This window comes from Pseudomonas sp. GM21 (assembly GCF_000282215.1).
Lineage (GTDB): Bacteria > Pseudomonadota > Gammaproteobacteria > Pseudomonadales > Pseudomonadaceae > Aquipseudomonas.
This window is the reverse complement of sequence record NZ_AKJS01000097.1, coordinates 19,075-44,285: the sequence shown is the minus strand read 5'-3', so window position 1 is coordinate 44,285 and position 25,211 is coordinate 19,075. Positions and strand designations below refer to the sequence as shown.

The following is a 25,211-nucleotide window of genomic DNA, read 5'->3' as shown; positions in this document are numbered from 1 at the left end:
AGGCTCGGCAGCTGCTACGGGGTTGTGTTCGGTCAGTCGGTTTGCGGCAGAAGCTGAACACCGAGATACAGCGCAAGCATGCCGTCCAGTTTCAGCGGATCAACCCCACTCAACTCCGCAATCCGTTCCATTCGATACCGCAAACTATTGCGATGAATCCCCAGCGCATCGGCGCATGCCTGGCTCTGGCCATCGTGATCACACCAACTGCGCAAGGTCGCCAACAGTTGGCCGTTGCCGTCCTTGGCGATGACTTTGCGCAACGGGTTGAGCAATTCGTCCAGCGCGTCGTCGTTGCGATGCCGCCAGAGCATCACCGGTAATCGATAACGGGTCAGCGTCAGCAAGCGCGAACGCGGCAACACATCGCGCCCGTACGCCAGCAAGTCCCCGACACGTCGGTAACAGCGCCGCAGCCCCGACAATCCCTCGGCCTGGCCGCCCACCGCAATGCGCAGAATGTTCCAGCCCAAGCCATCGAGTTTTTCCAGCAGCCGTTCATTTTCGATTGTTTGTGAAGCCGGCCGGCACCACAGCAGCGACGACTTCGCCGAACTCACGCACCAACTGTCCGGGTAACGCGAGGTCAACCAGGCACTCAGCGCTTCAACGGTTTGCGCCGGGCCGTGTTCCATGCCCAATTCAAACAGATAAGGCACCCGCGTCATCTGCGGCTTGAGCCCCAACTGCTGCGCTTCATCGAGCAAGCGCGGCGAGTCCCCGGTTTCGCTCAGCAACAACGCCAGCAAATCATCGCAACGTTGACGCCGCCATTGCTGCTCGGCCTGCTGATTGCGCTGGCCGACCAGCATTTCCGCCGTCATTCGCACCAACTCGGCATAAGTGCGCAATGGCTCGGGCTCGCCGGTGATGCCTAGCACGCCAATCAAGCGCCCATCAAGCAGCAGCGGCAAATTGATGCCCGGTTGCACCCCCTTGAGATGGATCGCCGTCTGCGCGTCGATCTCCACCACCCGACCGTTGGCCAGCACCAGTTGCGCGCCCTCATGACGGGTATTGATGCGCTCTGGCTCGCCGCTGCCGAGAATCAACCCCTGGCTGTCCATGACGTTGACGTTGTAGGGCAGGATGGCCATCGCCCGGTCGACAATGTCCTGGGCCAGGTCGTGATCGAGTTCGAACATAACGGGGGGTCCTTGAAAACGGAGTGGAACGGGTTGTTCACCCGCACAGGCCTGGGTCTGAAACCCTGTGCTCAGGCACAAAGACAACGACCCGGAGCGTGACCGAGACTCTCTGGGCGATCACGTTACCCTCGCATCGCAAAAAATCATAATAAAGAGAGAGCCCGCCATGTCACAGAGCGCCGCCGCTACCCAGGCCATCGTTGACGAGAAAAACGCCGTCTACAAACGCATTACCCTGCGTTTGATCCCCTTCATCTTCATCTGCTACCTGTTCAACTACCTCGACCGGGTGAACGTTGGATTTGCCAAACTGCAGATGCTCGACGCCCTGAAATTCAGCGAAACCGTGTACGGCCTCGGCGCCGGGATCTTCTTTATTGGCTACGTGCTGTGCGGCGTTCCGAGCAACCTGGCCCTGACCAGATTCGGCCCACGGCGCTGGATCGCGCTGATGATGATCGTCTGGGGCACGCTTTCGACTTGCCTGCTGTTCGTCACCACGCCTACGGAGTTCTACACGTTACGCCTGTTTACCGGCGCCGCTGAAGCCGGGTTCTTCCCGGGCGTGGTGCTGTATCTCTCGCAATGGTTTCCGACCTTTCGCCGTGGCCGCATCATGGCGCTGTTCATGTCGGCAATCCCGGTGTCCGGCCTGCTCGGCAGTCCGTTCTCTGGCTGGATCCTCAATCACTTTGGCGCAGGCCAGGGCGGCCTGGCCGGCTGGCAATGGATGTTTTTGCTGCAAGGCATTCCGACCGTGATCCTTGGCGCCCTCGCCTATTTCCTGCTGAGCGACAGCTACGCCAACGCCAAATGGCTGACCCCGTTTGAGCGCTCGGTGCTGGAAGCGGATCACGCCCAAGACCTGGCCAACAAACCGAAAACCACCACCGACTCGCTGTCGGCGGTGTTCAAGAACCCGGCGATCTGGGCGTTCGGCCTGATCTATTTCTGCATCCAGAGCGGTGTGTACGCGATCAACTTCTGGCTGCCGTCGATCATCAAGAACCTGGGCTTCAGCGATAACCTTGTGATTGGCTGGCTGAGTGCGATTCCGTACCTGTTGGCGGCGGTGTTCATGTTGCTGGTCGGCCGCTCGGCGGACTTGCGCAAAGAACGCCGCTGGCATTTGGTGGTGCCAATGTTGATGGGCGCAGTGGGCCTGCTGATTGCGGTGAACTTTGCAACGACGCCGGCTATTGCGATTCTCGGCCTGACCCTCGCCACCATGGGCGCCCTCACCGGTTTGCCGATGTTCTGGCCAGTGCCGACGGCACTGCTGAGCGCAGGTGCGGCAGCGGGTGGTTTGGCGCTGATCAACTCAATGGGGCAGATGGCGGGTTTCCTCAGCCCTTACCTCGTAGGTTGGGTCAAGGACAGCACCGGTTCGACCGATGCTGCGCTTTATCTGCTGGCGGGTGTGATTGTGTGCGGCAGCTTACTGGCACTGCGCATGACGCGGACGTTGCGGGTGTAAACCTGTTCAATTTGCGGTAACGCAGTTTTTGTAGCAGCTGGCGGAGCCTGCGTTCGGCTGCGAAGCAGTCGTAAAACCGGAGCATGTGGTCTTCCTGAAACACCGCATTGTCTGATTTCACGACTGCTGCGCAGCCGAACGCAGGCTTCGCCAGCTGCTACAGGTTGCGTTATGGCTTAGCTGTGCGGGTCGACGTTATCCAGCATCCGGTTTACCGCCAGCTCACCCAGCATGACGGAGTGTTGAATGCCCAGCAGGGTATGGCGCTGCGTACCGTTCAGTTGCCCGGCGAAATCACTCAACATCACACTTGCTGACGCCAACGTCTCGCAGGCGTTGACCAGCAAGGTTTCGTTATCGGTCTCGGGGCCGACGAAGTAGATGGTGCTGGGTTTGCGGGGGGTGTCTTTGGGGATGACCGGTTTGAGGTAGTAGTCGAGGGCGCGGTCGGCGGCGGTGTTGAGTTTTTTGGGATCGGTGGATTCGTAGGGGGAAACGTCGTCGGTGTCGGTTTCTGGTGGGTTGGGTGTGATCTTGAACATAGATGTAACTCCAAATCAGAAAATAGGAGCCATCACTTTCGCTACCAAACGAAGAGGTGGTGACCATACGCGGGTTGGTAGACCGGTGACTTGGAAACCGGCGCGCTCGAAAGCGCCCTGCGCATGGCCACCATAAAGACACAGACCGCAGGGGCTGTATCAGGTGTGCTATGCACTAAGTCAACCGGGCTACCAAACCCGATCGCTGTTTTTCAGCGACGAGCAAACGATAGAGCCCAGCCCCAAGGCGCACAAGCCGGCGGATTCTGGCGCAGTCGTAGGCAACGGCGCAAGGTTATGTAGCCTCCAGCCCCATCGCTCCAGACCGTTTAAACATGTCTGTTTATTGCCGCCAATCCCCTGTAGGAGTGAGCCTTTCTCCCACAGGTAAAAGGATTTCCTCATGAGCTATCGCACGCTGGGTCATTCGGGTTTACAGGTCTCTACCCTGACCCTGGGCACCATGATGTTCGGCGAACAGACCAGCACCGAAGATTCCCTGCGAATCATCGACAAGGCCTGGGACCAGGGCATCAATTTCATCGACACCGCCGACGTTTACACCGGCGGGCGCTCTGAAGAAATCGTCGGCGAAGCGATTGCCGGCAATCGCCACGAATGGGTGCTGGCGACCAAGGTCGGTTTCGGCCCGGTCGACGGTGTGCCGAACCGCAGTGGCTTAAGCCGAAAGCACATTTTCAACGGCATCGACGCCAGCCTCACCCGCTTGGGCACTGACTATCTCGACATCTATTACCTGCACCGCGAAGACCACAACACGCCGCTGGAGGTGACGGTGTCGGCGATAGGCGATTTGATTCGCCAAGGCAAGGTTCGGTATTGGGGGTTGTCGAACTACCGTGGCTGGCGCATCGCCGAGGTGATTCGGGTGGCCGATCAACTCGGCGTAGACCGGCCGGTGATCAGTCAGCCGCTGTACAACATCGTCAACCGTCAGGCTGAAACCGAGCAAATTACCGCCGCGCACAATTATGGCCTCGGTGTGGTGCCTTACAGTCCGTTGGCGCGCGGCGTACTCAGCGGAAAATACGCGCCGGACATGAAGCCGGACGCCAACAGCCGGGCCGGGCGTGCAGACAAGCGCATTCTGGAAACCGAATGGCGGGTTGAGTCGTTGCGCATTGCCCAGCAGATTCAGCAGTACACCCAGGAACGTGGCGTGGGGATTGTCGAGTTTGCGATTGCCTGGGTGCTGAACAACGGTGCCGTCACTTCAGCCATTGTCGGGCCGCGCACCGAGGAACAATGGGATGCGTACACCAAGGCGCAAGCGGTGAAGATTACGGCTGAAGACGAGGCGTTTATTGATTCACTGGTGGTGCCTGGGCATTCGTCGACGCCGGGGTTTAATGATGTGAGCCATTTTGTGTCTGGCCGTAAACCCGGCACCAACTGAAGTAACACAATCCACTGTGGGAGCGAGCCTGCTCGCGATGGCGCCTTCACATTGATCGTTCCCACGCTCCGCGTGGGAATGCAGCCCGAGACGCTCCGCGTCCCTTCCTGGAGCTGGAACGCGGAGCGTCCCTTGAGGCATTCCCACGCAGAGCGTGGGAACGATCATTCACGGACAATATTTGATACGAAAACCACGTATCCTCTGCGCCCCGTTTTACGTTCAACCTCGCGAGGGCAGTTTGTCTAAAGGTATCGCTTTATCGGTTTCGGCCTCGGTGCTGTTTGCCGTCATGTATTACTACACGTCGTTGCTCACACCCCTGAGCGGCGTGGAAATTTTCGGCTGGCGGATGTTGTTGACCGTGCCCTGCATGACCGTGTTCATGGTGGTGTCCGGGGAATGGACGCGTGTGATCGAGATTGTTCGGCGCGCCACCGCACATCCGAAATTGATCGCCGCGCTGGTCGCCTCCTCGGCCCTGCTCGGTGTACAGCTCTGGCTGTTCATGTGGGCACCGCTCAACGGCTACAGCCTGGACGTGTCGCTGGGGTATTTCCTGCTGCCACTGACAATGGTGCTGACCGGGCGAATCGCCTACGGCGAGCGTCTGTCCTATCTACAGAAGATCGCGGTGTTTTTCGCCTGCCTCGGCGTGGCCAATGAGGTCTATCAGGTCGGAGGGTTTTCCTGGGCGACCTTGCTGGTGTGCATCGGTTATCCGACCTACTTCGTGCTGCGCAAGCGTCTGGCCACGGACAACCTTGGTGGCTTATGGATGGACATGGCTTTGACGCTGCCGTTGGCCTTCTGGTTTGTGCAGAGTGGTGAACAGGGCTTTGGCGTGTTCGATCAACACCCATGGCTGTCGCTGTTGATCCCGATTCTCGGGGTGATCAGCGCTTCGGCGTTGGTGGTCTACATCATCGCCAGCCGCTTGTTGCCGTTCAGTCTTTTCGGTCTGTTGAGTTATGTCGAGCCGGTGTTGTTGCTGGGTGTGGCATTGCTGCTCGGAGAAAGCATCAAGCCCGGGGAATGGTTGACTTATATTCCAATCTGGCTCGCGGTGGTGGTGCTGGTGTTCGAAGGCTTCAAACACCTGATGCGGCACCGCCGACCTTAAGCCACGCACAAAACCAAATGTGGGAGCGGGCTTGCCCGCGAAGGCGTCGTGTCAGTCAACTGATGTGTTGAATGAACGATTGCATTCGCGGGCAAGCCCGCTCCCACATTGTTTAGCGGTGTGGCGGATTAGTCGGTGGCGAGTACGCCACGACGAACCTGGTCACGCTCGATCGATTCGAACAATGCCTTGAAGTTGCCTTCGCCGAAACCATCGTCGCCTTTACGCTGGATGAATTCGAAGAACACCGGCCCCATCAGGGTTTCCGAGAAGATCTGCAGCAGCAGCCGTTTGTCGCCCGACTCGGACGAACCGTCCAGCAGAATCCCGCGCGCTTGCAGTTGATCAACCGGCTCGCCGTGGTTCGGCAAACGGCCTTCGAGCATTTCGTAGTAGGTTTCCGGTGGCGCGGTCATGAAGCGCATGCCGATGCTTTTCAGGTGATCCCAGGTCTTGAGCAGGTCATCGGACAGGAAAGCAACGTGCTGGATGCCTTCACCGTTGAACTGCATCAGGAACTCTTCGATCTGCCCGGCGCCCTTGGACGATTCTTCGTTCAGCGGGATGCGGATCATGCCGTCCGGCGCGGTCATGGCCTTGGAGGTCAGGCCGGTGTATTCGCCCTTGATGTCGAAGTAGCGAATTTCGCGGAAGTTGAACAGCTTCTCGTAGAAGTTGGCCCAGTAGGCCATGCGACCGCGATACACGTTATGGGTCAGGTGGTCGATGATCTTCAGACCGGCACCAACAGGGTTGCGGTCCACGCCTTCAATGAACACGAAATCGATGTCATAGATCGAGCTGCCTTCACCGAAACGGTCGATCAGGTACAGCGGCGCGCCGCCAATGCCTTTGATCGCCGGCAAGTTCAACTCCATCGGGCCGGTTTCTATGTGGATCGGCTGGGCGCCGATTTCCAGTGCGCGCTTGTAGGCGAGCTGCGAATCCTTGACCCGGAAAGCCATGCCGCAAACCGACGGGCCGTGTTCGGCCGCGAAGTAAGAGGCCACACTGTTCGGTTCGTTGTTGAGGATCAGGTTGATCGCGCCCTGGCGATACAGGTGCACATCTTTGGAACGGTGGGTCGCCACCTTGGTGAAGCCCATGATCTCGAAGATCGGCTCCAGGGTGTTCGGGGTTGGCGATGCGAATTCGATGAATTCAAAGCCCATCAGGCCCATTGGGTTTTCGTATAAATCTGCCATTTTGGCGCCTCATCATGCTTTTGGAATTAACAAATGTTAGTTATTAGCAATGCTGAGACCGGCGGGCGGCGCACAGGAAATGCCCCGCACACTGCGGGCGAGGAAGTCACCGTAGATCAATTGAAACCCGAAACTCTTCATTGTCGACCCAAGGCTCTTGCGGGCGAGGCTTCTGCTGCCAGAAGGCGTTTATTATTGTATGCGTAACCCGATTCTACACAGCGTAAAACGGTTTGTCCGCCTTCTGTATCAAATCCCCTATTTCCCTAATCGCGCAAGGGGTTTGTTGCAGAGGAAAATCCACGCCAGCATCAGCATGCCACCAAGGCACGATAGCGCCCCCCGTCAACCCGGCCTATGTCAAGCTGGCCATCAGATCAAACACCCGTTTAACGGCACAAGCGCCGAGGGCCGACTATTATGGCCATCAATTGAGCTTTTTTTGGGAGGCGTGTGGTCGTCCTGCCTGCATTATAGAGCCCTGCTTCTTCGTGAGAGATTTCCCGGATGCCATTGACAGCCAAAAGCCGTCGCCCGTTGCGCACCCGTATTATGGTGACCCTGCTGTGTGGGCTGCCCCCGGTAATACTGGGTTGTGCCATTCTATATATGCAGGCTGAACGGGCCCTTGAGCACAGCAGCCGACAGACCGCAGAGGAAGCCCTGCGCCAGTTCGATCTGATGCTCGACAATACGGCCCAGTCCGCTCGCGAACTGTTACCGCTGGCTGGCAAAAATTGCAACGACGTCAAGCTGGCCCTGCGCGAACAGGTCACCCGCCGCCCGTTCGTGCGCTCGGCCAGTCTGGTATGGGACGACACCATTTATTGCAGCTCTTTATTCGGCGATTCCCAGGAGAAGATCACTGCCGGCGACTATGCGCAAGGCAGGCTGTTACTCATGAGTGGCAACCCGGTCACCCCTAATACCGCATTGTTGGTGTATCGCCTGAGCGAGGGAAAACAGGGCGCACTGACGACCCTGGACGGTTACCACTTAAGTAATGTGCTGCGCCTGATTGGTCGCAAGACGTTGCTGCTATTGCAAGTGGGACCGAACTGGTTATCCGCCGACGGCCAAGTCCACAAAGCCCCCCTGCCCACCTTGCCCGTCGCCGAAAGCGAACTCACTTCCTCGCGCTATGGCTTTACCGTCGTCGCCGGTTACCCCGAGAGCGAAATCTGGCGCTACATGGCCGGCGAATACCCGCCGCTGTTCAGCCTGCTGATTTTTTTTGGTGTGGTCTCCGGCGCCATCGGACACGTCCTGCAGAAGCGCTCATGGTCGCCTACTCGCGAGATGCAGCGCGCCCTGGCCGCGGAAGAGTTTGTCCCGTATTTTCAGCCGGTTGTGCATGGCGATACCAGGAAGTGGTCCGGCACCGAAGTGTTGATGCGCTGGAAACACCCGAAGGAAGGCCTGGTACGCCCTGAGATGTTCATCCCGTTCGCCGAAGATTCCGGGCTGATCGTGCCCATGACCCGTTCACTGATGCGACAGACCGCCCAATGGCTGGGGCCTGTTTCCTCCTCCTTCAATGAACCCTTTCACATCGCCATCAACATCACCGCCAGTCACTGCAACGACCTGAAACTGGTCGAAGACTGTCGTGAGTTTCTCCGCGCCTTCGCACCCGGCTCCATCAACCTGGTGCTGGAACTGACCGAACGCGAACTGATCAAGCCGAGCGACGTTACGCTCCAGTTGTTCGAACAGCTTCATGCGCTGGGCGTTATGATCGCGATTGACGACTTTGGCACCGGGCACTCCAGCCTGGGTTATTTACGTCAGTTCAATGTGGATTTCCTGAAAATCGACAAAAGCTTCGTTGCCATGATCGGCATCGACGCGCTTTCGCGGCACATTCTGGATTCCATCATCGAACTCTCGGCCAAACTCGATCTGGGAATCGTCGCCGAAGGTGTGGAAACACAGGAGCAAAGTGACTATCTGAGCGCCCACGGCGTGAACTTCCTGCAAGGATATCTGTACGGTCGACCGATGCCCGGCGCAGAGTTCATTAACGCATTAACCCACCATTAACTAGTGACTTTAAGCGACGGGACATCGACAACCCGCACCAAATTGAATCAAAAGACTACGGTTGTTACATGAAGAAAACGTCAGGATTTACTCTTGGCCAATTAACTACTACAATTTTTCATGCCTGTGCAAATCTGGCAGGTGAGCCACTATCACCGAGTCGCTTCAAGGCTCTTGGCTTATAGCTTTGTTTGCGGTTGGTATCAGCCAAACACACTATTGGAGTAAAGATATTGTCCAGACTCGCTGAATTTCGCGCAGCTGAAAAGGCCCTTCAGGAACAGCTCAAGCAGCTGGAGTCGCTGAAGAACGATGCCGGGCTCAAGAAAGAAATCGAATTCGAAGAAAAGCTCCAGGGGCTGATGAAAACCTACGGCAAGAGCCTGCGTGACATCGTCGCCATTCTCGATCCGAACCCGGCAAAATCCGGTCTGCAACAAGCAAAAACACCTAAAACCCGCCGTGCTCGCGTGGTCAAGGTCTATCAGAACCCGCACACCGGTGAACTGATTGAAACCAAGGGTGGCAACCACCGTGGCCTGAAGGCTTGGAAGGAACAATACGGTGCATCCACTGTTGACTCCTGGCTGCGCAGCTAACAGCTAGCGGTTATAAAAAAGCCCTGCCAATGCAGGGCTTTTTTTATGGATGCCTTCTAAATGCAACGATCGGCGTGGATCAACTCGCAACTTGCCGATTAACTTTATGCTTAATGCCTTTGGGTATCTAAAAATGTCGAAACCCGCCCAAATCCGTCGCCACGTTAAACGCCGACACTAAAGTTTCAGGCTGTTACGGACTGCTTCAATTTCTTCCTGGCTTTCCTTATAAGCCTCGGCTTGCCCCGCGTACGAAAGAACATAGGCGTTATCGGCATCCACCGCCCCCACCAATGTTTGCGACAGCACATGTCGTCCGTTCTGAGTAATGGTGCAGGTAGTTTCCAGGGCCGACAGGCGGCTCAGTGTCGTGGGATGAACTTTGTTACAGACACTTTGGTAGCCGCTTTGAAAGAAGTCCTTTTGCACCGCTTTACGCATTTCAAGCAACACGCCTTGCACATTCACCTGGTGACCGCTTTCCACCTGAGTCATGGTCAATTCCATGACCATCACCGGCGTGCCGCTTTGATCGTTTTTGACCGCGCGCTGACGGGACACTTTAGCGCCGGCATCGTCCTGCGCAAGAGCTTCGACTTCCCAGCCACTGGGCCATATCACCTGAGGCACCTGTGCATGAGCGCTGGTAATCGCAGACAAGATGCCGAGCATGATGAACATCGAGTGACAGAATCGAACCATTGCAATAAACACTCACGGACTGAGCCGTAAAGTCTGAGCCTCGCCCGCCTGTCAGGCAATAGCTGACGGTTTTGGTTTGGTGATGTCTGAGGCGTTGCGTATCATTGTCGCCATTCGTTAGCCCCACTTATTTTCCGGAGGGCCCATGAGCCTGCACGAATTGAACACTTTCCCAGGCGTCACCGCCCAGCCTGACACCGCGACCCAGAAGTTCGTCTTCAACCACACCATGCTTCGGGTCAAGGACATCACTAAGTCCCTGGATTTCTACACGCGCATCCTCGGTTTCTCGCTGGTGGAAAAACGCGATTTCCCGGAAGCGGAATTCAGTCTGTATTTCCTGGCCCTGGTCGACAAAAACCAGATCCCGGCCGACGCCGCTGCACGCACCGAGTGGATGAAGTCGATCCCTGGCATTCTCGAACTGACCCACAACCACGGGACCGAGAACGACCCTGACTTCGCCTACCACAACGGCAACACTGACCCGCGTGGTTTCGGTCATATCTGCATTTCCGTACCGGACATCCGCGCAGCGTGCGAGCGTTTTGAAGCGCTGGGCTGTGATTTCCAGAAGCGCTTGAATGACGGGCGCATGAAAAGCCTGGCCTTCATCAAGGACCCGGATGCGTACTGGGTCGAGATCATTCAGCCTGCGCCACTGTAAGCCCCACTGAGCATTCCCCGATCGTTCCCACGCTCTGCGTGGTAACGCCTCCTGTGACGCTCTGCGTCACGCCTTTTTTGGACGCGGAGCGTCCCGGGCTGCATTCCCACGCAGAGCGTGGGAACGATCATGGGCAAGGCACAAAAAAACCCCATGATCACTCATGGGGTTTTTTTGTTCTCAGCGTCGGCGTTTACGCCGGGGCCGAGGTCCGGATCAGGTGATCGAACGCGCTCAGGGAAGCCTTCGCACCCTCGCCCACGGCGATCACGATCTGTTTGTACGGCACGGTGGTCACGTCACCGGCGGCAAACACGCCCGGCATCGAGGTTTCACCGCGAGCATCGACGATGATCTCGCCACGAGGCGACAACTCGACAGTGCCCTTGAGCCAGTCGGTGTTAGGCAGCAAACCGATCTGCACAAAGATGCCTTCCAGCTCGACCGTACGCAACTCGTCTGACTGACGATCCTTGTAGCGCAAGCCGTTGACCTTCTGTCCGTCTCCCAACACTTCGGTGGTCTGCGCACTGGTGATCACAGTGACGTTGGGCAGGCTGTGCAACTTGCGCTGCAAGACCGCGTCGGCGCGCAATTGCACATCGAACTCCAGCAGCGTTACGTGAGACACAATGCCGGCCAGGTCGATCGCCGCTTCAACACCGGAGTTACCGCCGCCGATCACCGCCACACGCTTGCCCTTGAACAGCGGACCGTCGCAGTGCGGGCAGAAACATACGCCTTTGGCTTTGTATTGCTGTTCGCCCGGCACACCCATTTCACGCCAGCGCGCGCCCGTGGCAAGAATCAGCGCCTTGGTTTTCAGCGTGGCACCGCTTTCGAACCGCACCTCATGCAACTCGCCGGGATTCTTCGCTGGAATCAACGCGGTAGCCCGCTGCAGGTTCATGATATCGACGTCGTATTGCTTAACGTGTTCTTCAAGGGCACTGGCCAGTTTCGGCCCTTCGGTTTCCTGCACGGAAATAAAGTTTTCGATGGCCATGGTGTCGAGCACCTGCCCACCAAAACGTTCCGCCGCCACACCAGTGCGAATGCCTTTACGCGCCGCGTAGATGGCCGCCGCTGCACCGGCCGGGCCACCGCCAACGACCAATACATCGAAGGCGTCCTTGGCGCTGAGCTTCTCGGCTTGACGCTCGATACCGCTGGTGTCGAGCTTGGCGAGGATCTCTTCCAGGCCCATGCGGCCCTGGCCGAAATTCACACCGTTGAGGTAGACACTGGGCACCGCCATGACCTGGCGCTCATCGACTTCGGCCTGGAACAGTGCACCGTCGATGGCGACGTGACGGATGTTCGGGTTCAGCACGGCCATCAGGTTCAACGCCTGAACGACGTCCGGGCAGTTCTGGCAGGACAGCGAGAAGTAGGTCTCGAAGCTGAACTCGCCTTTGAGTGAGCGAATCTGTTCGATCACTTCAGCACTGGCCTTCGAAGGGTGGCCGCCGACTTGCAGCAGCGCCAACACTAACGAAGTGAATTCGTGGCCCATCGGGATGCCGGCGAAACGCAGGCTGATATCGGCTCCCGGGCGATTGATCGAGAACGATGGCTTGCGTGCATCGTCACCGTTATCGAGCAAGGTAATTTGCGTGGAAAGACTGGCAACGTCTTTCAATAGTTCAAGCAATTCCTGGGATTTCGCACCGTCGTCGAGGGAAGCAACGATCTCGATCGGCTGGGTGACCCGTTCCAGGTACGACTTCAACTGGGCTTTAAGATTGGCGTCCAACATACGGGCGATTTCCTTTTGCTGTTTCATAAAAAGCAGGCATAAAAAAACGCCCGAGCGAATCTCGCCCGGGCGTTTTTGAGGGCGGTGCAGCTTACTGAGTAGGTGCGGCGTACCGCCCTGATGAAGCGCTCACAGACTTAGATCTTGCCGACCAGGTCCAGGGACGGAGCCAGAGTGGCCTCGCCTTCTTTCCACTTGGCTGGGCAAACCTGGCCCGGGTGAGCAGCGACGTACTGGGCAGCCTTGATTTTGCGCAGCAGCTCGGAAGCGTCACGGCCAACGCCGCCATCGTTCAGTTCAACGATTTTGATCTGGCCTTCAGGGTTGATCACGAAGGTGCCACGGTCAGCCAGGCCTGCTTCTTCAATCAACACGTCGAAGTTGCGGGAGATAGCGTGAGTCGGGTCGCCGATCATGGTGTACTGGATCTTGCCGATGGCTGGCGAAGTGTTGTGCCAGGCAGCGTGGGCAAAGTGGGTATCGGTGGAAACGCTGTAGATCTCGACGCCCAGTTTCTGGAACGCGTCGTAGTTGTCAGCCAGGTCTTCCAGCTCGGTCGGGCAAACGAAGGTGAAGTCAGCCGGGTAGAAGAAAACGACAGACCACTTGCCTTTCAGGTCAGCGTCCGACACGTGTACGAAGTCGCCATTTTTGAAGGCGTCAGCTTTGAATGGTTTAACTTGGCTGTTGATGATAGGCATCGATGACTCTCCGTCAGGGTTGAAAAGTTTGGTTAACAAGTTGATGGGGTGAATCCTACCCACTCGATCACCGGATGGCTCATTGGCAAACCTCATGCTGCTGATTTGTTTTCGCTATTAGCCGACGGTATTAATAGAAGAAAACGTGATCTACAGCGCCAACGGCTTTTCGGTGAGTCGAGCCATGCCGAGAAACGGGCTGGCTTCAACATAGCGCATGGCCGACTTCATATCCTTCCAGCCCACGTAACTCATCAACGACTTCAAGTCCCAACCGCTCTGATGCGCCCAACTGGCAAACCCGCGTCGCAAGGAGTGACTGGTGTAGTGCTCGGCGGGAATACCGGCACGCTCCAGGGCCTGCCGCAGTAGCGGGATGACGCTGTTGGCGTGCAGCCCCTCTTCGCTCAAGTGGCCCCAGCGGTCGATGCCTCGAAAGACCGGCCCGCGAACCAGGGCCGCTTCGGTGATCCACTGAATGTAGGCGTTCACCGGGCAAAGACGCTGTAAGGCTGGGGTCTGGTAGGTCTTGCCGAGGTTCTCGCGGTCGCTCTTGGTTCGCGGCAAATAAAGCGTGATGCCTGAGTTTGCGATCGCTTGAACGTGTTCGATCTGTACACGGCACAACTCATCACTTCGAAACCCGCGCCAGAATCCGAGGAGAATCAGCGCCATGTCGCGCCTTGCTCTCAGGAGAGTCGGTTGATCATCTTGAGATTTGGCGGTTTGTGCTTCCAGTTCCAGCCAGGCAACCACCTGCTCCAGATGCTGAAGCTGCAAGGGTGCGGCCTGTTTCTCCTGGGCCGGGTGCAACGCGCGAATGCCCTTGAAGACTTTACGTACCACCGGCGTTTTGGTCGGGTCGGGAAAACCCTGGCTGTTGTGCCACTGCGCCAGCGCCGACAAACGCAACTTCAGCGTGTTGATCGATAACTCCCCCGCATACGCCACCAGGTAGCGCGCGACGCTGTCGGCAGTCGCAGGCAGAAACCCGCCCCAACTAACTTCGAAATGCTCGATGGCCGCCCGGTAGCTGCGGCGGGTGTTGTCGCGCGTGGCGGCCTGTAGGTATCGATCCAGCTCGGTCATCGGTTCAACTCTCTAAAACGTACCGCTTTGGCGGGTGCAATCACATTGTACGGCTCATCACACGGGGTAATACCAGTATATCCCGCATGACAAACTGACATCATTTAACTTTATTTTTCAGATGGTACACTGCGTACTTTGGTGGCATGTACCACAGTACGAAATCGTAGGAGAACTCATGGCTCGTGGCGGCGTAAATAAAGCAGTGGTGCAAGCGGCACGGTTGGCGATACTTGCCCGAGGTGAAAACCCAAGCATTGATGCAGTACGGATCGAAATGGGAAACACGGGCTCGAAAACCACGATCCACCGCTATCTGAAAGAACTGGATGACGGCCGCGAGCGCGCCGAACCTGCGCCAGAACCTATCGATGACGAGCTGGCAGGCCTGGTGTCACGCTTGGCGCAACGTCTGAAGGAGAAGGCCCAGGAACCCATCGACCAGGCTCGCGAGGCATTCGAACAGCAGCGCAAAACGCTGGAAAGCCAGTTGGCAGAAGCGCAGGAGAGCAACACCGAATTGCATCAGCAGTACGAAATGCAAAGCCTGGCGCTGACACAGGAATCTGATTCGCTTCAAGAAACCCGCTCAATGTTGCAGACGGAACAAACCCGCAACGCCGGGCTGAATCAGGCGCTGGCCGGTTTCGAATTACGCTTGCAGGACAAGGACGAGCAGATCCGCTCGCTGGAAGAAAAACATCTGCACGCGCGCGAGGCATTGGAGCACTACCGTAACGCCGTCAAAGAACAGCGTGAGCAGGAACAAAGCCGCCACGAAAGCCAGGTGCAGCAGATTCAAATGGAGTTGCGCCAGGCGCAGCAAAGCGCAATGGTGCGCCAGGACGAGATCACTCAACTGCACCGCGACAATGAGCGCTTGTTCACCGAGAACCGTGGTGCCCAAAGAGAGTTGAGCCTGTTGCAGGACCAACTCAAGCAAACCAATAGTCGACAGGACCAATTGCTGGAACAGGTCCATCGCATCGACAGCGAACGCACCCTCCTCCAGGAACGTTTGCGCGTCGCACTGCTGGAAGGTCAGTCGTTGAAACAGAGTGTCGACGAACAGTCGCAGATAATCAAAGCGCTGGAAATCCAGTTGCTCAAGACTCAGGCAAGCCTGGATGAAAGCGTGCGCCTGGCGGCGGTCAGTGCGACAGCGCCAGACGCAGCGAAGGACGATTAACCTGCGACAGGTGTGCGCATGGTGACGAACTCTTCGGCGGCCGTCGGGTGCACGCCGATGGTTTCGTCGAAGTCGCGCTTGGTCGCCCCCGCCTTCAAGGCAATGGCCAGCCCCTGCACGATCTCGCCGGCATCCGGCCCGACCATGTGACAACCCAAAACCTTATCGGTCTTGGCGTCCACCACCAGCTTCATCAGCGTGCGTTCCTGGCATTCAGTCAAGGTCAGCCTCATCGGGCGGAAGCGGCTTTCGAAGATCACCACCTCGTGGCCAGCTTCGCGGGCATCTTCCTCGCTCAAACCGACAGTACCGATGTTTGGCAGGCTGAACACGGCGGTCGGAATCATCTTGTAGTCCACCGGACGGTATTGCTCAGGCTTGAACAAACGTCGCGCCACGGCCATGCCTTCCGCCAAGGCGACCGGCGTCAGCTGAACCCGACCAATCACATCGCCAAGCGCGAGGATCGAGGGCTCGGCCGTCTGATACTGCTCGTCGACCTCGATAAAGCCTTTCTTGTCGAGCTTGACCCCGGTGTTTTCCAACCCGAGATTATCGAGCATCGGACGTCGACCGGTCGCATAGAACACACAATCGGCCTCCAGCTCGCGACCATCCTTGAGCGTCACCTTCAGGCTGCCATCAGGCTGCTTGTCGATGCGTTCGATATCGCTATTGAATTGCAGGTCCATGCCACGCTTGGTCAGCTCTTCCTGCAGATGCTTGCGTACCGCCCCGTCAAAACCGCGCAGGAACAGCTCGCCGCGATACAGCAACGTAGTCTGGGCGCCCAGCCCGTGGAAGATGCCCGCGAACTCAACGGCAATGTAACCACCCCCGACTACCAGGACACGTTTCGGCAATTCCTTGAGGAAGAAAGCCTGATTGGAACTGATGGCATGCTCATGCCCCGGTATTTCCGGGATTTGCGGCCAGCCGCCGGTCGCAATCAGGATGTTTTTAGCCGTATGGCGTTCGCCATTGATCTCGACCGTATTCGGGTCGACGATTTTCGCGTGACCTTCATGCAAGATCACGCCGCTGTTGACCAGCAAATTGCGGTAAATGCCATTGAGGCGATTGATCTCGCGATCCTTGTTGGCGATCAGCGTGGCCCAGTCAAACTGCGCCTCGCCCAGCGTCCAGCCAAACCCGGACGACTGCTCGAAGTCTTCGGCGAAGTGGGCGCCGTAGACCAGCAATTTTTTCGGCACACAGCCGACATTCACACAGGTGCCGCCCAGATAGCGGCTCTCGGCCACGGCCACTTTCGCGCCAAATCCGGCGGCAAATCGCGCAGCGCGTACACCACCGGAACCTGCGCCAATCACATACAAATCAAAATCAAAGGCCATTTTCAATCTCCTCGGCAGTCCACAAGCATACCCGCAGACGTCCGCCGGGCAAGTACTGCAAACGATATGGGGCCAGAAAATGAAAAAGCCACCCAGAGGTGGCTTTTCAATACAAGCAGGTCAACAGCTATCAGTAAGCCTTGCCAGTCTTGTAGAAGTTCTCGAAGCAGAAATTGGTTGCTTCGATGTAGCCTTCGGCGCCACCGCAGTCAAAACGCTTGCCCTTGAATTTGTAGGCAATCACGCAACCGTTTTTCGCCTGTTTCATCAGCGCATCGGTGATCTGGATCTCGCCACCTTTACCAGGTTCGGTTTGCTTGATCAGCTCGAAGATGTCCGGAGTCAGGATGTAACGACCGATAATCGCCAGGTTCGATGGAGCGTCTTCCGGAGCCGGTTTCTCGACCATGTTGCGAACGCGGTACAGGTCGTCAGCGATCAACTCGCCAGCGATTACACCGTACTTGTTGGTTTCCTGCGGATCCACTTCCTGAATCGCGACGATGGTGCAACGGTACTGTTCGTACAGCTTGACCATCTGGGTCAGCACGCCATCGCCTTCGAGGTTGACGCACAAGTCGTCCGCCAGCACCACAGCGAACGGCTCGTCACCGATCAACGGGCGGCCCGTCAGGATCGCGTGGCCAAGGCCTTTCATTTCGGTCTGACGGGTGTAGGAGAACGAGCACTCGTCCAGCAGCTTGCGGATGCCGACCAGGTATTTTTCCTTGTCGGTGCCCTTGATCTGGTTTTCCAGCTCATAGCTGATGTCGAAGTGGTCTTCGAGGGCGCGCTTGCCACGACCGGTGACGATCGAGATTTCGTTCAGGCCAGCGTCCAGTGCTTCTTCGACGCCGTACTGGATCAGTGGCTTGTTCACCACCGGCAGCATTTCTTTGGGCATGGCTTTAGTCGCTGGCAGGAAGCGAGTACCGTAACCGGCTGCTGGGAACAAGCATTTCTTGATCATAAAAGTCCTTGAAAGGGCTGTGTGTACGAGTTCGGCGCAGTCTAATCAGGCGGCGCGCACCTTACAATGCCCCGCACTGGCTAACCGATGCCATCATAGAGAAATATTCCCGCAGATAGTTCCGCAGCGTCTAACAGATAGCAGATAACTTCAAACCTGCACTAGCAGCAATCGCACCACCATACGCCCATCGGCACTTCCCGAGTGCATTTGGCGCTATCATTGCCTAATTGAACCAGCCAACGAGGCAGATAGATGTCGGAAGCAAAAAGCGTCAACGGGTTCCTGATCAAACAGGCTGAAGACAGCCAGTGGTGGATACGCAACTTCGGCGATACCGAGAATATCGCCGGGCCTTTCACTACTGAAGCCACGGCGATTGAAGTGGCATCGGTATTGCAGCTTGAACACCCGCCCGTCGCACGTCGCGGAAAAGACAAAACTTGATCTGAACCCTTTGTGACCAAGCCCTGCCCCTGCGCAGGGCTTTTTTGTGTTTGTCTGCAATGACGTGGCCCTTCGCTATAACCTTTTGACGCCAGCGCTGTCACAGCGCTTAGCCCTATCATCCAGACGACGACAACAACATGACTAAATTTTTGCCATTGCTTGCAGTATTGACCTTGAGCGGCTGCGCCTCCTCGGAAACGACTTACCTGAATAATGGTGAACAGGGGCTGACCATCGACTGCTCCGGCGAAGCCAACTCCTGGGCCACGTGCTATGAAAAAGCCGATGCCTCCTGCGCTGGTACCGGCTACCGAATTGTCGGGACCGACGGCACGCCGGCACCCAAGGAAATCGACAAGACCCTGGGTGTCGACGTCGGCAATTTCAAGAACCGCAGCGTTGTTGTGGTCTGCAAGTAAGGCATCGACCTTACATGTGAATTTCAGCGAATTTGATCCCGAGGCCACGCACGGCCTCGATCAAGTCGTCGAGACGACTGAAAGATTCGACCTCATCGTTATCGTCCACCAGAAAATAACTGCGCCCGGCGCTTTTTTTGAAAAATACGATCCATTCGCCTGGATCCGCCGGATTCTGAATCACATGGGTGGCAGAGATGTGGCCCTCTGCATGGCGCTCCCGAACCTGCTCTCGCTTCATGCCTGACTCCAGAAATGACAATGCCGTCAAAGCACAGCTTTGACGGCATCAATGTTGTTCTTCGCTAGTCTATCAGCCGGAAATACAGGTATTGGCGGCTTTCTGTACGTCCATGGGCCGCACTGGCACATTGGACATCCGCTCATGCAGCTTGATGCTGCTGCCACTGGAGCGCTCTTCAATGTCAAAGACCGCGGCCGGGTCCGACGAGAACTTCGCCGGAACGATCACACGCATTCCGTCTTTTTGCGATTCCAACCGCAAGGCGCCACGACTCTCGGCCAATTGTACAACCAGGCACTGGGCGTATTCCTGGGGCTTCTTGCCTGAGATCACGCTCATGGTTGGTAGCGTCTTGTCGATCTCCGAAACATTCGCGCAGCCACTCACGACCAATGCTAACGGCAGCACTAACACACCCCACTTCATACAAAACCTCCGATAAAGACCCTCCGACAGCACAATGGCTGATTTTCTCCGAGGCTTATCACTTTTATCACTCATGGGAAGGCGAATAACCGGTTTTAATTGTCAAAGCGGAGCGCGACGACCGGATAATAACCTGTACGGGCTGATAAACTGCGCCCATCGCCCATGCTATCGTTTTGATTTTGTAGAAAAAGCCCTTCTGGAGGCGCCTCATGAAATTTATCCACCAGCGCGAGCACCTCAATGAAGACGACATCGTCGTCATCCAGTGCTCCCAAACGTGCAACATCCGCTTGATGAACGACGCCAACTTCCGCAGCTTCAAAAATGGCGGTCGTCACACCTACCACGGCGGCGCATTCGACACCTTCCCGGCTCGGATTACCGCACCGAGCACCGGTTTCTGGAACATCACCATCGACACGGTCAACCGCCGGCCGATCAGCGTGACCCGCAAACCGACCCTGACACACTCGATCAAGATCATCCGTCGCTCCAGCACGAAACTGAGCTGAGTAACGTCCGCACATGAAACAAGGCAGGTAAGACCGTGGCCCAAACGACCAAGTACGTCATCAAATACAAACTCAACGGTGAACGCCGCTTCGAGTTTGCCCACCTTGAAAACGGCACCGCCGAAGAAGCCAAGGCAGCGCTTGACGCCATTCATGGCCAGAGTGATGACGTCATCAGTGACATCAGCGTCAGCAAAGCGCTGTAACAGCCCGGAGCGACAGCATGGATGTCTGCTCCTGCTGCTGAAAATTTGACCGCAAGCACCGGAGTGTTCGCGCCTCCCCCGTCGCCTAGACTGCCCCATCAAACATCTGGTCAAGGCCTCAGAACATGTTGGAGCAACAACTCGATCAGGATGGCTGCGCCATAATCCGATCACTCCTGAGTGCCAAGGCCTGCGACGAAATCAGCGCCCTGTACGGGCAGCCTGAGCTCTTTCGCTCACAGGTGAACATGGCTCGTCACGGTTTTGGCCGCGGCGAGTACAAGTACTTCAAATACCCCCTGCCGGATCCTGTCGCCCGTTTGCGCAGCGAGCTCTACCCCGCACTGGTGCCGATTGCCAATCGCTGGTACGAATGCATGGACCTGCCGACGCGCTTTGCGGCCACGCACGAAGCATTTCTGCAACGCTGCCATGCCGCCGGGCAGGAACGCCCAACCCCCTTATTGCTGCAATATGGCCCTCAGGACTACAACTGCCTGCATCAGGATTTGTACGGCGAACACGTCTTCCCGCTGCAAGTGGCGATTCTTCTGTCAGCACCGGACGAGGATTTTACCGGTGGCGAATTCGTCCTGACCGAACAGCGCCCGCGCATGCAGTCACGTCCTCAGGTCATTGACCTGAAGAAAGGCGATGCCCTGATCTTTGCCGTCAGTCAGCGGCCGGTCAAAGGTGTTCGCGGCTATTACCGAGTGAACATGCGCCACGGTGTGAGTCGCGTGCACAGCGGAAAACGGCATACTCTTGGAATCATCTTTCACGATGCGTTATGACTCATGAGCCCCATCACCCTGGATTTGTTTGCCGACACAGAACCCGAGCAGCCACCCAGACGCGAGCAAATCGGCGAACAAGCCTGCGTCTTGCGTGGTTTTGCCCTGCCCTGGCTGGGTCCGTTACTGACCGCACTGGACGCGGTTTTAGCGGCCGCACCGTTTCGGCAGATGGTCACACCCGGCGGCTTTACCATGTCGGTGGCGTTAAGCAGTTGCGGAGACTTGGGCTGGACTACTGACCGAAGTGGCTACAAATACACGCGCAATGACCCACAGACCGGGCAACCCTGGCCCGCGATGCCTGAGGTGTTTTTCGAACTGGCCCAAGCAGCGGCGCGTGAAGCGGGATTCCCGGACTTCGTCCCCGACTCCTGCCTGATCAACCGTTATGTCCCAGGGGCCAGGATGTCATTGCACCAGGACAGAGACGAAGGTTCCTACGCAGCCCCGATTGTGTCGGTGTCGCTAGGATTGCCGGCGACGTTCCTGTTTGGTGGCTTTGAACGAAGCGATAAAAGCCGTCGCGTGCCGTTGCTGCATGGTGACATCGTGATCTGGGGTGGCGTGGACCGTTTGCGCTATCACGGCGTACTGCCGATCAAGGACGGTCATCATCCGAGACTGGGCGAACAAAGGATCAATTTTACGTTTCGCACGGCCGGATGAAGCGCTCGAATTTGACCGCAAGACCCGGAGTGCGATGCCCCTGCCGCCTGATTAATCTGAATGAAACGGGTCAATGGACATACAGACATGACAACTCATTCGACTAAAACAGCAACCGAGATCGATCCTCGCTGGGCCGCAGTCGTCGCCCGCGATCCGGCCGCGGACGGGCAGTTTGTCTATGGGGTAAAAACCACCGGCATCTACTGCCGCCCCAGCAGCCTGGCGCGCTTGCCGAAACCGCAAAATGTCGAATTTTTCGACACGCCGGAGCTGGCTCAAGCGGCGGGCTATCGTCCAAGCAAACGCGCCGCAAAAGATCAAAGTGACGTCACTGCCCAGCACGCGGCTACCGTTGCCGCCGCCTGCCGGCACATCGAATCCGCCGAAAACCTGCCGACGCTCAATGAGCTGGCAGAATCCGCGGGCCTCAGCAGTTTCCACTTCCACCGCGTGTTCAAAGCCGTCACCGGGCTGACTCCCAAGGGTTATGCCACGGCCCATCGCTCGCGCAAGGTGCGTGAACGCCTGATGGAGGGTGGCTCGGTCACCGACGCCTTGTATGACGCCGGCTTCAATTCCAATAGTCGTTTCTATGAAGCAGCAGATCATTTGTTGGGCATGAAGCCGGGGGACTACCGCGCTGAGGGGCACAATACCGACATCCGTTTTGCCGTCGGCCAATGTTCCCTGGGGGCCATTCTGGTGGCGCAAAGCGCACGCGGGGTTTGCGCGATTCTGCTGGGAGATGATCCGCATCAACTGGTCTGCGACCTACAGGACAAATTTCGCCGTGCCAACCTGATCGGTGCAGATCATGAGTTCGAGCAACTGGTCGCCCAGGTGGTGGGATTTATCGAAGCCCCAGCCGTCGGCCTGGACTTGCCGCTGGACGTGCGCGGCACGGCGTTTCAGGAACGCGTCTGGCAAGCCTTGCGCGAGATTCCCGCCGGCAGCACCGCCAGTTATGCCGAGATTGCCCAACGCATCGGCTCGCCAAAAGCCGTGCGCGCCGTGGCCCAGGCATGCGGCGCGAACAGTCTGGCGGTGGCGATTCCTTGCCACCGCGTGGTGCGTAGCGACGGCAACCTGTCAGGCTATCGCTGGGGGGTTGAGCGCAAGCGCCAATTGCTGGAACGCGAGACGCGCTGATCAGTGATTCACGTCGACCACCACCCGCCCGCGCAATTGCCCGGCAAGCAGACGCGGTGCCGCTTCGATCGCCTCGCTCAACCCGATTTCATGACTGATCAACGGCAACAACGCGAAGTCCAGATCCTTGGCCAGTCGATTCCAGGCCAGTACGCGTCTGGCCTTGGGCTGGGTCACGCTGTTGATCCCGGCCAATGTCACGCCACGCAAAATAAACGGTGCGACCGAAGCCGGGAAGTCCATGCCTTGCGCCAGACCACAGGCAGCGACCGTGCCGTTAGCCTTTGTACTGGCGCAGGCATTGGCCAGCGTGTGACTGCCGACCGAGTCTATGACCGCCGCCCAACGTTCCTTGGCCAACGGTTTGCCGGGTTCGGACAACGTGGCGCGGTCGATGATTTCACTGGCGCCTAGCTGTTTGAGGTACTCGTGCTCGGACGTACGACCGGTGGAGGCGACGACGCGATAGCCCAGCTTGCTCAGTAGCGCGATGGCGAAACTGCCTACACCACCGTTGGCACCGGTCACCAGTACGTCGCCTTGCTCCGGCGTCACACCGTTATGTTCCCGCGCCAGGATGCTCAGCATTGCCGTGTAGCCTGCGGTGCCGATGGCCATTGCTTGAGCCGTAGTAAATTCCTTCGGCAGCGGAATCAGCCAGTCACCGTTCAGGCGTGTCTTCTGCGCTAATCCACCCCAATGTCCTTCACCCACGCCCCAGCCATTGAGTACGACCTGATCACCGACCTTGTAGTCCGGGTGCTCACTGACTTCGACAGTGCCGGCCAGATCAATCCCCGGCACCATGGGGAATTTTCGCACCACCGGACTGCTGCCGGTGATTGCCAGACCATCCTTGAAGTTCAAGGTGCTGTACGCCACGCGCACCGTCACATCGCCCTCGGGCAGTTGATCGTCATTGATCTGTTGCAGTGTGGCCCGGTAACCGCTGTCGTCTTTATCGATCAAAATACCGTTGAACATCGTTGCCTCTCAATGGAATCAATCAGGATGTGGGACCCTTGAAATACCACAAACCAACATTTCGCCGTACAAGACTTTCAGCCAAACCGCAGGCCGGCCAAAAGTCGACTGGCCCTGCACCTGTGATAGCTGGTAAAAAACCGGTTCTACCGTCCCTGCCCTGTTTTGACGTCGGAGCATCAATGACATGAGCCAATGGCCAGACACCCGCATTCTCGACCTGCTCGGTATCGAACTGCCGATCATTCAGGCCCCCATGGCCGGCGCCAATGGATCGGCCATGGTCATCGCGACGAGCAACGCCGGCGGTCTGGGCTCGATGCCGGCTGCGATGCTCAGCGTCGAGCAACTGCGCGAAGAGTTGCAGACGATTCGCCAACATACCCAGCGCCCGTTCAACATCAACTATTTCTGCCATCAGGTTCCGGCTCCTGATGAGCAACGCGCTCGGGACTGGAAGGATCTGCTGGAACCTTACTACCGGGAACTGGGCGCCGATTTCGACGCGCCGACACCGGTTTCAAATCGAGCACCGTTCGATGCCGCTGCCTGCGAGGTCGTCGAAGCGTTTCGCCCTGAAGTGGTCAGCTTTCACTTCGGCCTGCCGGAAAAATCCCTGCTGGATCGGGTAAAAGCCACCGGCGCGAAAATTCTCTCCTCGGCCACCACGGTCGAAGAAGCCGTCTGGCTGGAACAGCAAGGCTGCGACGCAATCATCGCCATGGGTTACGAGGCCGGTGGTCATCGCGGGATGTTTCTCAGTGACCATCTGAGCAGCCAGGTCGGGACCTTTGCCTTGGTGCCGCAGATTGTCGATGCCGTGAACGTGCCGGTGATTGCAGCCGGCGGAATCAGTGATGCGCGGGGGGTGGCTGCCGCCTTTGTGTTGGGCGCCTCGGCGGTGCAGGTCGGTACGGCTTACTTGTTCACACCGGAAGCCAAGGTCAGCGGCTCACATTACAAAGCATTGCGCACCGCCAAAGAGAGTGAGACCGCCGTCACTAACATTTTCACCGGTCGCCCGGCGCGCGGCATCCTCAATCGGGTGATGCGCGAGCTTGGGCCGATCTGCGATAAAGCGCCGACCTTCCCACTCGCCGGTGGTGCGCTGATGCCGTTGCGAGCCAAGGACGAAGCGGATTTCAGCAATCTGTGGGCCGGGCAGGCATTCAGATTAGGCGCTGAAATGACGGCGGCAGAATTGACCCGACACCTGGCGGACGCCGGACTGGCCAAGCTGCTCCATCGATAACGCGATCCATGTAGCAACTGCCGAGCCCGCGAGGCTGCGTCCGGCGGCGCAGCCGTCGTAAACACTGTCTCCACGGTGTATCTGATACACCGAGTTGGCTGATTTTACGGCTGC

27 protein-coding genes are annotated in these 25,211 nt (G+C 57.6%); 15 read left to right on the top strand and 12 right to left on the bottom strand.

The window, feature by feature from the left end:
- Positions 1-32: 32 nt before the first annotated feature.
- On the bottom strand, positions 33-1,145 hold the full coding sequence (locus PMI22_RS13520) for a sugar diacid recognition domain-containing protein (protein ID WP_007946212.1): 1,113 nt from the start codon (positions 1,143-1,145) through the stop codon (positions 33-35).
- Between the two features lie 169 nt (positions 1,146-1,314).
- Here PMI22_RS13520 and PMI22_RS13525 point away from each other — a divergent pair, with 169 nt between their 5' ends.
- Positions 1,315-2,625, top strand: coding sequence for an MFS transporter (locus PMI22_RS13525; RefSeq protein WP_007946211.1), 1,311 nt, complete (start codon positions 1,315-1,317; stop codon positions 2,623-2,625).
- Between the two features lie 176 nt (positions 2,626-2,801).
- Here PMI22_RS13525 and PMI22_RS13530 read toward each other — a convergent pair whose 3' ends face one another.
- Positions 2,802-3,167: a DUF6124 family protein gene (locus PMI22_RS13530; RefSeq protein WP_007946210.1), complete on the bottom strand. Its 366-nt coding sequence runs from the start codon at positions 3,165-3,167 to the stop codon at positions 2,802-2,804.
- A 403-nt stretch (positions 3,168-3,570) separates the two neighbouring features.
- Here PMI22_RS13530 and PMI22_RS13535 point away from each other — a divergent pair, with 403 nt between their 5' ends.
- Entirely contained in the window at positions 3,571-4,584 is a 1,014-nt protein-coding gene (locus PMI22_RS13535; protein WP_007946209.1) for an aldo/keto reductase, read from the top strand.
- A gap of 241 nt (positions 4,585-4,825) precedes the next feature.
- Entirely contained in the window at positions 4,826-5,707 is an 882-nt protein-coding gene (gene rarD / locus PMI22_RS13540; RefSeq protein WP_007946208.1) for an EamA family transporter RarD, read from the top strand.
- 128 nt (positions 5,708-5,835) lie between these two features.
- On the opposite strand, the gene hppD is transcribed toward rarD, so the two are convergent.
- The gene (gene hppD, locus PMI22_RS13545) at positions 5,836-6,912 is read right to left on the bottom strand and encodes a 4-hydroxyphenylpyruvate dioxygenase (RefSeq protein ID WP_007946206.1); all 1,077 of its coding nucleotides are present in this window, start codon (positions 6,910-6,912) and stop codon (positions 5,836-5,838) included.
- A gap of 507 nt (positions 6,913-7,419) precedes the next feature.
- Between hppD and PMI22_RS13550 the strand changes: the two genes are divergently transcribed.
- Entirely contained in the window at positions 7,420-8,955 is a 1,536-nt protein-coding gene (locus tag PMI22_RS13550; RefSeq protein ID WP_007946205.1) for an EAL domain-containing protein, read from the top strand.
- A 233-nt stretch (positions 8,956-9,188) separates the two neighbouring features.
- Positions 9,189-9,554, top strand: a complete 366-nt coding sequence (locus PMI22_RS13555) for a histone-like nucleoid-structuring protein, MvaT/MvaU family (protein ID WP_007946204.1) — start codon at positions 9,189-9,191, stop codon at positions 9,552-9,554.
- Between the two features lie 177 nt (positions 9,555-9,731).
- Here the strand turns inward: PMI22_RS13555 and PMI22_RS13560 are convergent, their stop codons facing one another.
- Entirely contained in the window at positions 9,732-10,256 is a 525-nt protein-coding gene (locus PMI22_RS13560; RefSeq protein WP_007946203.1) for a DUF4946 domain-containing protein, read from the bottom strand.
- Positions 10,257-10,401: 145 nt separating this feature from the next.
- On the opposite strand from PMI22_RS13560, the gene gloA reads away from it, so the two are divergent.
- On the top strand, positions 10,402-10,923 hold the full coding sequence (gene gloA, locus PMI22_RS13565) for a lactoylglutathione lyase (RefSeq protein ID WP_007946202.1): 522 nt from the start codon (positions 10,402-10,404) through the stop codon (positions 10,921-10,923).
- A 193-nt stretch (positions 10,924-11,116) separates the two neighbouring features.
- On the opposite strand, the gene ahpF is transcribed toward gloA, so the two are convergent.
- From ahpF to PMI22_RS13580, 3 genes are all read right to left on the bottom strand, one after another.
- On the bottom strand, positions 11,117-12,682 hold the full coding sequence (gene ahpF / locus PMI22_RS13570) for an alkyl hydroperoxide reductase subunit F (protein ID WP_007946201.1): 1,566 nt from the start codon (positions 12,680-12,682) through the stop codon (positions 11,117-11,119).
- Between the two features lie 137 nt (positions 12,683-12,819).
- Positions 12,820-13,383, bottom strand: a complete 564-nt coding sequence (ahpC, locus tag PMI22_RS13575) for an alkyl hydroperoxide reductase subunit C (RefSeq protein WP_007946199.1) — start codon at positions 13,381-13,383, stop codon at positions 12,820-12,822.
- A 150-nt stretch (positions 13,384-13,533) separates the two neighbouring features.
- Positions 13,534-14,472 carry a site-specific integrase gene (locus tag PMI22_RS13580; protein WP_007946197.1) on the bottom strand — a complete coding sequence of 313 codons (939 nt, stop codon included), beginning with the start codon at positions 14,470-14,472 and terminating at the stop codon, positions 13,534-13,536.
- Between the two features lie 178 nt (positions 14,473-14,650).
- Between PMI22_RS13580 and PMI22_RS13585 the strand changes: the two genes are divergently transcribed.
- Positions 14,651-15,661: a DNA-binding protein gene (locus PMI22_RS13585; RefSeq protein ID WP_007946196.1), complete on the top strand. Its 1,011-nt coding sequence runs from the start codon at positions 14,651-14,653 to the stop codon at positions 15,659-15,661.
- Here the strand turns inward: PMI22_RS13585 and gorA are convergent.
- Positions 15,658-17,016, bottom strand: coding sequence for a glutathione-disulfide reductase (gene gorA / locus PMI22_RS13590; protein ID WP_007946195.1), 1,359 nt, complete (start codon positions 17,014-17,016; stop codon positions 15,658-15,660). The genes PMI22_RS13585 and gorA overlap by 4 nt on opposite strands.
- Positions 17,017-17,146: 130 nt before the next feature.
- Positions 17,147-17,986: a UTP--glucose-1-phosphate uridylyltransferase GalU gene (gene galU, locus PMI22_RS13595; RefSeq protein WP_007946194.1), complete on the bottom strand. Its 840-nt coding sequence runs from the start codon at positions 17,984-17,986 to the stop codon at positions 17,147-17,149.
- Between the two features lie 255 nt (positions 17,987-18,241).
- On the opposite strand from galU, the gene PMI22_RS13600 reads away from it, so the two are divergent.
- Both PMI22_RS13600 and PMI22_RS13605 read left to right on the top strand, forming a co-directional pair.
- A complete protein-coding gene (locus PMI22_RS13600) occupies positions 18,242-18,433 on the top strand; it encodes a hypothetical protein (RefSeq protein WP_007946193.1) in 192 nt (63 codons plus the stop codon).
- Positions 18,434-18,573: 140 nt separating this feature from the next.
- A complete protein-coding gene (locus PMI22_RS13605; RefSeq protein ID WP_007946192.1) occupies positions 18,574-18,855 on the top strand; it encodes a hypothetical protein in 282 nt (93 codons plus the stop codon).
- Between the two features lie 10 nt (positions 18,856-18,865).
- Here PMI22_RS13605 and PMI22_RS13610 read toward each other — a convergent pair whose 3' ends face one another.
- Positions 18,866-19,096, bottom strand: a complete 231-nt coding sequence (locus PMI22_RS13610; protein WP_007946191.1) for a hypothetical protein — start codon at positions 19,094-19,096, stop codon at positions 18,866-18,868.
- Positions 19,097-19,168: 72 nt separating this feature from the next.
- Positions 19,169-19,525, bottom strand: a complete 357-nt coding sequence (locus PMI22_RS13615) for a hypothetical protein (RefSeq protein ID WP_007946190.1) — start codon at positions 19,523-19,525, stop codon at positions 19,169-19,171.
- A gap of 212 nt (positions 19,526-19,737) precedes the next feature.
- On the opposite strand from PMI22_RS13615, the gene PMI22_RS13620 reads away from it, so the two are divergent.
- The 5 genes from PMI22_RS13620 to ada all read left to right on the top strand — a co-directional run bounded on the left by PMI22_RS13620 (position 19,738) and on the right by ada (position 22,861).
- Positions 19,738-20,040: a DUF1883 domain-containing protein gene (locus PMI22_RS13620; protein ID WP_007946189.1), complete on the top strand. Its 303-nt coding sequence runs from the start codon at positions 19,738-19,740 to the stop codon at positions 20,038-20,040.
- Positions 20,041-20,075: 35 nt separating this feature from the next.
- A complete protein-coding gene (locus PMI22_RS31620; RefSeq protein WP_007946188.1) occupies positions 20,076-20,246 on the top strand; it encodes a hypothetical protein in 171 nt (56 codons plus the stop codon).
- A 125-nt stretch (positions 20,247-20,371) separates the two neighbouring features.
- On the top strand, positions 20,372-21,040 hold the full coding sequence (locus PMI22_RS13625; RefSeq protein ID WP_007946187.1) for a 2OG-Fe(II) oxygenase: 669 nt from the start codon (positions 20,372-20,374) through the stop codon (positions 21,038-21,040).
- A gap of 3 nt (positions 21,041-21,043) precedes the next feature.
- The gene (gene alkB, locus PMI22_RS13630) at positions 21,044-21,709 is read left to right on the top strand and encodes a DNA oxidative demethylase AlkB (RefSeq protein WP_007946186.1); all 666 of its coding nucleotides are present in this window, start codon (positions 21,044-21,046) and stop codon (positions 21,707-21,709) included.
- Positions 21,710-21,796: 87 nt separating this feature from the next.
- Positions 21,797-22,861, top strand: a complete 1,065-nt coding sequence (ada, locus tag PMI22_RS13635; protein WP_007946185.1) for a bifunctional DNA-binding transcriptional regulator/O6-methylguanine-DNA methyltransferase Ada — start codon at positions 21,797-21,799, stop codon at positions 22,859-22,861.
- Here the strand turns inward: ada and acuI are convergent, their stop codons facing one another.
- Complete coding sequence (gene acuI / locus PMI22_RS13640) at positions 22,862-23,845, bottom strand: acrylyl-CoA reductase (NADPH) (protein WP_007946184.1); 984 nt, start codon at positions 23,843-23,845, stop codon at positions 22,862-22,864.
- Between the two features lie 187 nt (positions 23,846-24,032).
- Here acuI and PMI22_RS13645 point away from each other — a divergent pair, with 187 nt between their 5' ends.
- Positions 24,033-25,097: an NAD(P)H-dependent flavin oxidoreductase gene (locus tag PMI22_RS13645; RefSeq protein ID WP_007946183.1), complete on the top strand. Its 1,065-nt coding sequence runs from the start codon at positions 24,033-24,035 to the stop codon at positions 25,095-25,097.
- The last annotated feature ends 114 nt before the right edge of the window (positions 25,098-25,211 follow it).

What these genes read in the sequence shown, in the direction of transcription:
- PMI22_RS13520 (WP_007946212.1), bottom strand. Translation starts at nt 1,145, where the DNA reads ATGTTCGAACTCGATCACGACCTGGCCCAGGACATTGTCGACCGGGCG.
- PMI22_RS13525 (WP_007946211.1), top strand. Translation starts at nt 1,315, where the DNA reads ATGTCACAGAGCGCCGCCGCTACCCAGGCCATCGTTGACGAGAAAAAC.
- PMI22_RS13530 (WP_007946210.1), bottom strand. Translation starts at nt 3,167, where the DNA reads ATGTTCAAGATCACACCCAACCCACCAGAAACCGACACCGACGACGTT.
- PMI22_RS13535 (WP_007946209.1), top strand. Translation starts at nt 3,571, where the DNA reads ATGAGCTATCGCACGCTGGGTCATTCGGGTTTACAGGTCTCTACCCTG.
- hppD (WP_007946206.1), bottom strand. Translation starts at nt 6,912, where the DNA reads ATGGCAGATTTATACGAAAACCCAATGGGCCTGATGGGCTTTGAATTC.
- PMI22_RS13550 (WP_007946205.1), top strand. Translation starts at nt 7,420, where the DNA reads ATGCCATTGACAGCCAAAAGCCGTCGCCCGTTGCGCACCCGTATTATG.
- PMI22_RS13560 (WP_007946203.1), bottom strand. Translation starts at nt 10,256, where the DNA reads ATGGTTCGATTCTGTCACTCGATGTTCATCATGCTCGGCATCTTGTCT.
- gloA (WP_007946202.1), top strand. Translation starts at nt 10,402, where the DNA reads ATGAGCCTGCACGAATTGAACACTTTCCCAGGCGTCACCGCCCAGCCT.
- ahpF (WP_007946201.1), bottom strand. Translation starts at nt 12,682, where the DNA reads ATGTTGGACGCCAATCTTAAAGCCCAGTTGAAGTCGTACCTGGAACGG.
- ahpC (WP_007946199.1), bottom strand. Translation starts at nt 13,383, where the DNA reads ATGCCTATCATCAACAGCCAAGTTAAACCATTCAAAGCTGACGCCTTC.
- PMI22_RS13580 (WP_007946197.1), bottom strand. Translation starts at nt 14,472, where the DNA reads ATGACCGAGCTGGATCGATACCTACAGGCCGCCACGCGCGACAACACC.
- PMI22_RS13585 (WP_007946196.1), top strand. Translation starts at nt 14,651, where the DNA reads ATGGCTCGTGGCGGCGTAAATAAAGCAGTGGTGCAAGCGGCACGGTTG.
- gorA (WP_007946195.1), bottom strand. Translation starts at nt 17,016, where the DNA reads ATGGCCTTTGATTTTGATTTGTATGTGATTGGCGCAGGTTCCGGTGGT.
- galU (WP_007946194.1), bottom strand. Translation starts at nt 17,986, where the DNA reads ATGATCAAGAAATGCTTGTTCCCAGCAGCCGGTTACGGTACTCGCTTC.
- PMI22_RS13600 (WP_007946193.1), top strand. Translation starts at nt 18,242, where the DNA reads ATGTCGGAAGCAAAAAGCGTCAACGGGTTCCTGATCAAACAGGCTGAA.
- PMI22_RS13605 (WP_007946192.1), top strand. Translation starts at nt 18,574, where the DNA reads ATGACTAAATTTTTGCCATTGCTTGCAGTATTGACCTTGAGCGGCTGC.
- PMI22_RS13610 (WP_007946191.1), bottom strand. Translation starts at nt 19,096, where the DNA reads ATGAAGCGAGAGCAGGTTCGGGAGCGCCATGCAGAGGGCCACATCTCT.
- PMI22_RS13615 (WP_007946190.1), bottom strand. Translation starts at nt 19,525, where the DNA reads ATGAAGTGGGGTGTGTTAGTGCTGCCGTTAGCATTGGTCGTGAGTGGC.
- PMI22_RS13620 (WP_007946189.1), top strand. Translation starts at nt 19,738, where the DNA reads ATGAAATTTATCCACCAGCGCGAGCACCTCAATGAAGACGACATCGTC.
- PMI22_RS13625 (WP_007946187.1), top strand. Translation starts at nt 20,372, where the DNA reads ATGTTGGAGCAACAACTCGATCAGGATGGCTGCGCCATAATCCGATCA.
- alkB (WP_007946186.1), top strand. Translation starts at nt 21,044, where the DNA reads ATGAGCCCCATCACCCTGGATTTGTTTGCCGACACAGAACCCGAGCAG.
- ada (WP_007946185.1), top strand. Translation starts at nt 21,797, where the DNA reads ATGACAACTCATTCGACTAAAACAGCAACCGAGATCGATCCTCGCTGG.
- acuI (WP_007946184.1), bottom strand. Translation starts at nt 23,845, where the DNA reads ATGTTCAACGGTATTTTGATCGATAAAGACGACAGCGGTTACCGGGCC.
- PMI22_RS13645 (WP_007946183.1), top strand. Translation starts at nt 24,033, where the DNA reads ATGAGCCAATGGCCAGACACCCGCATTCTCGACCTGCTCGGTATCGAA.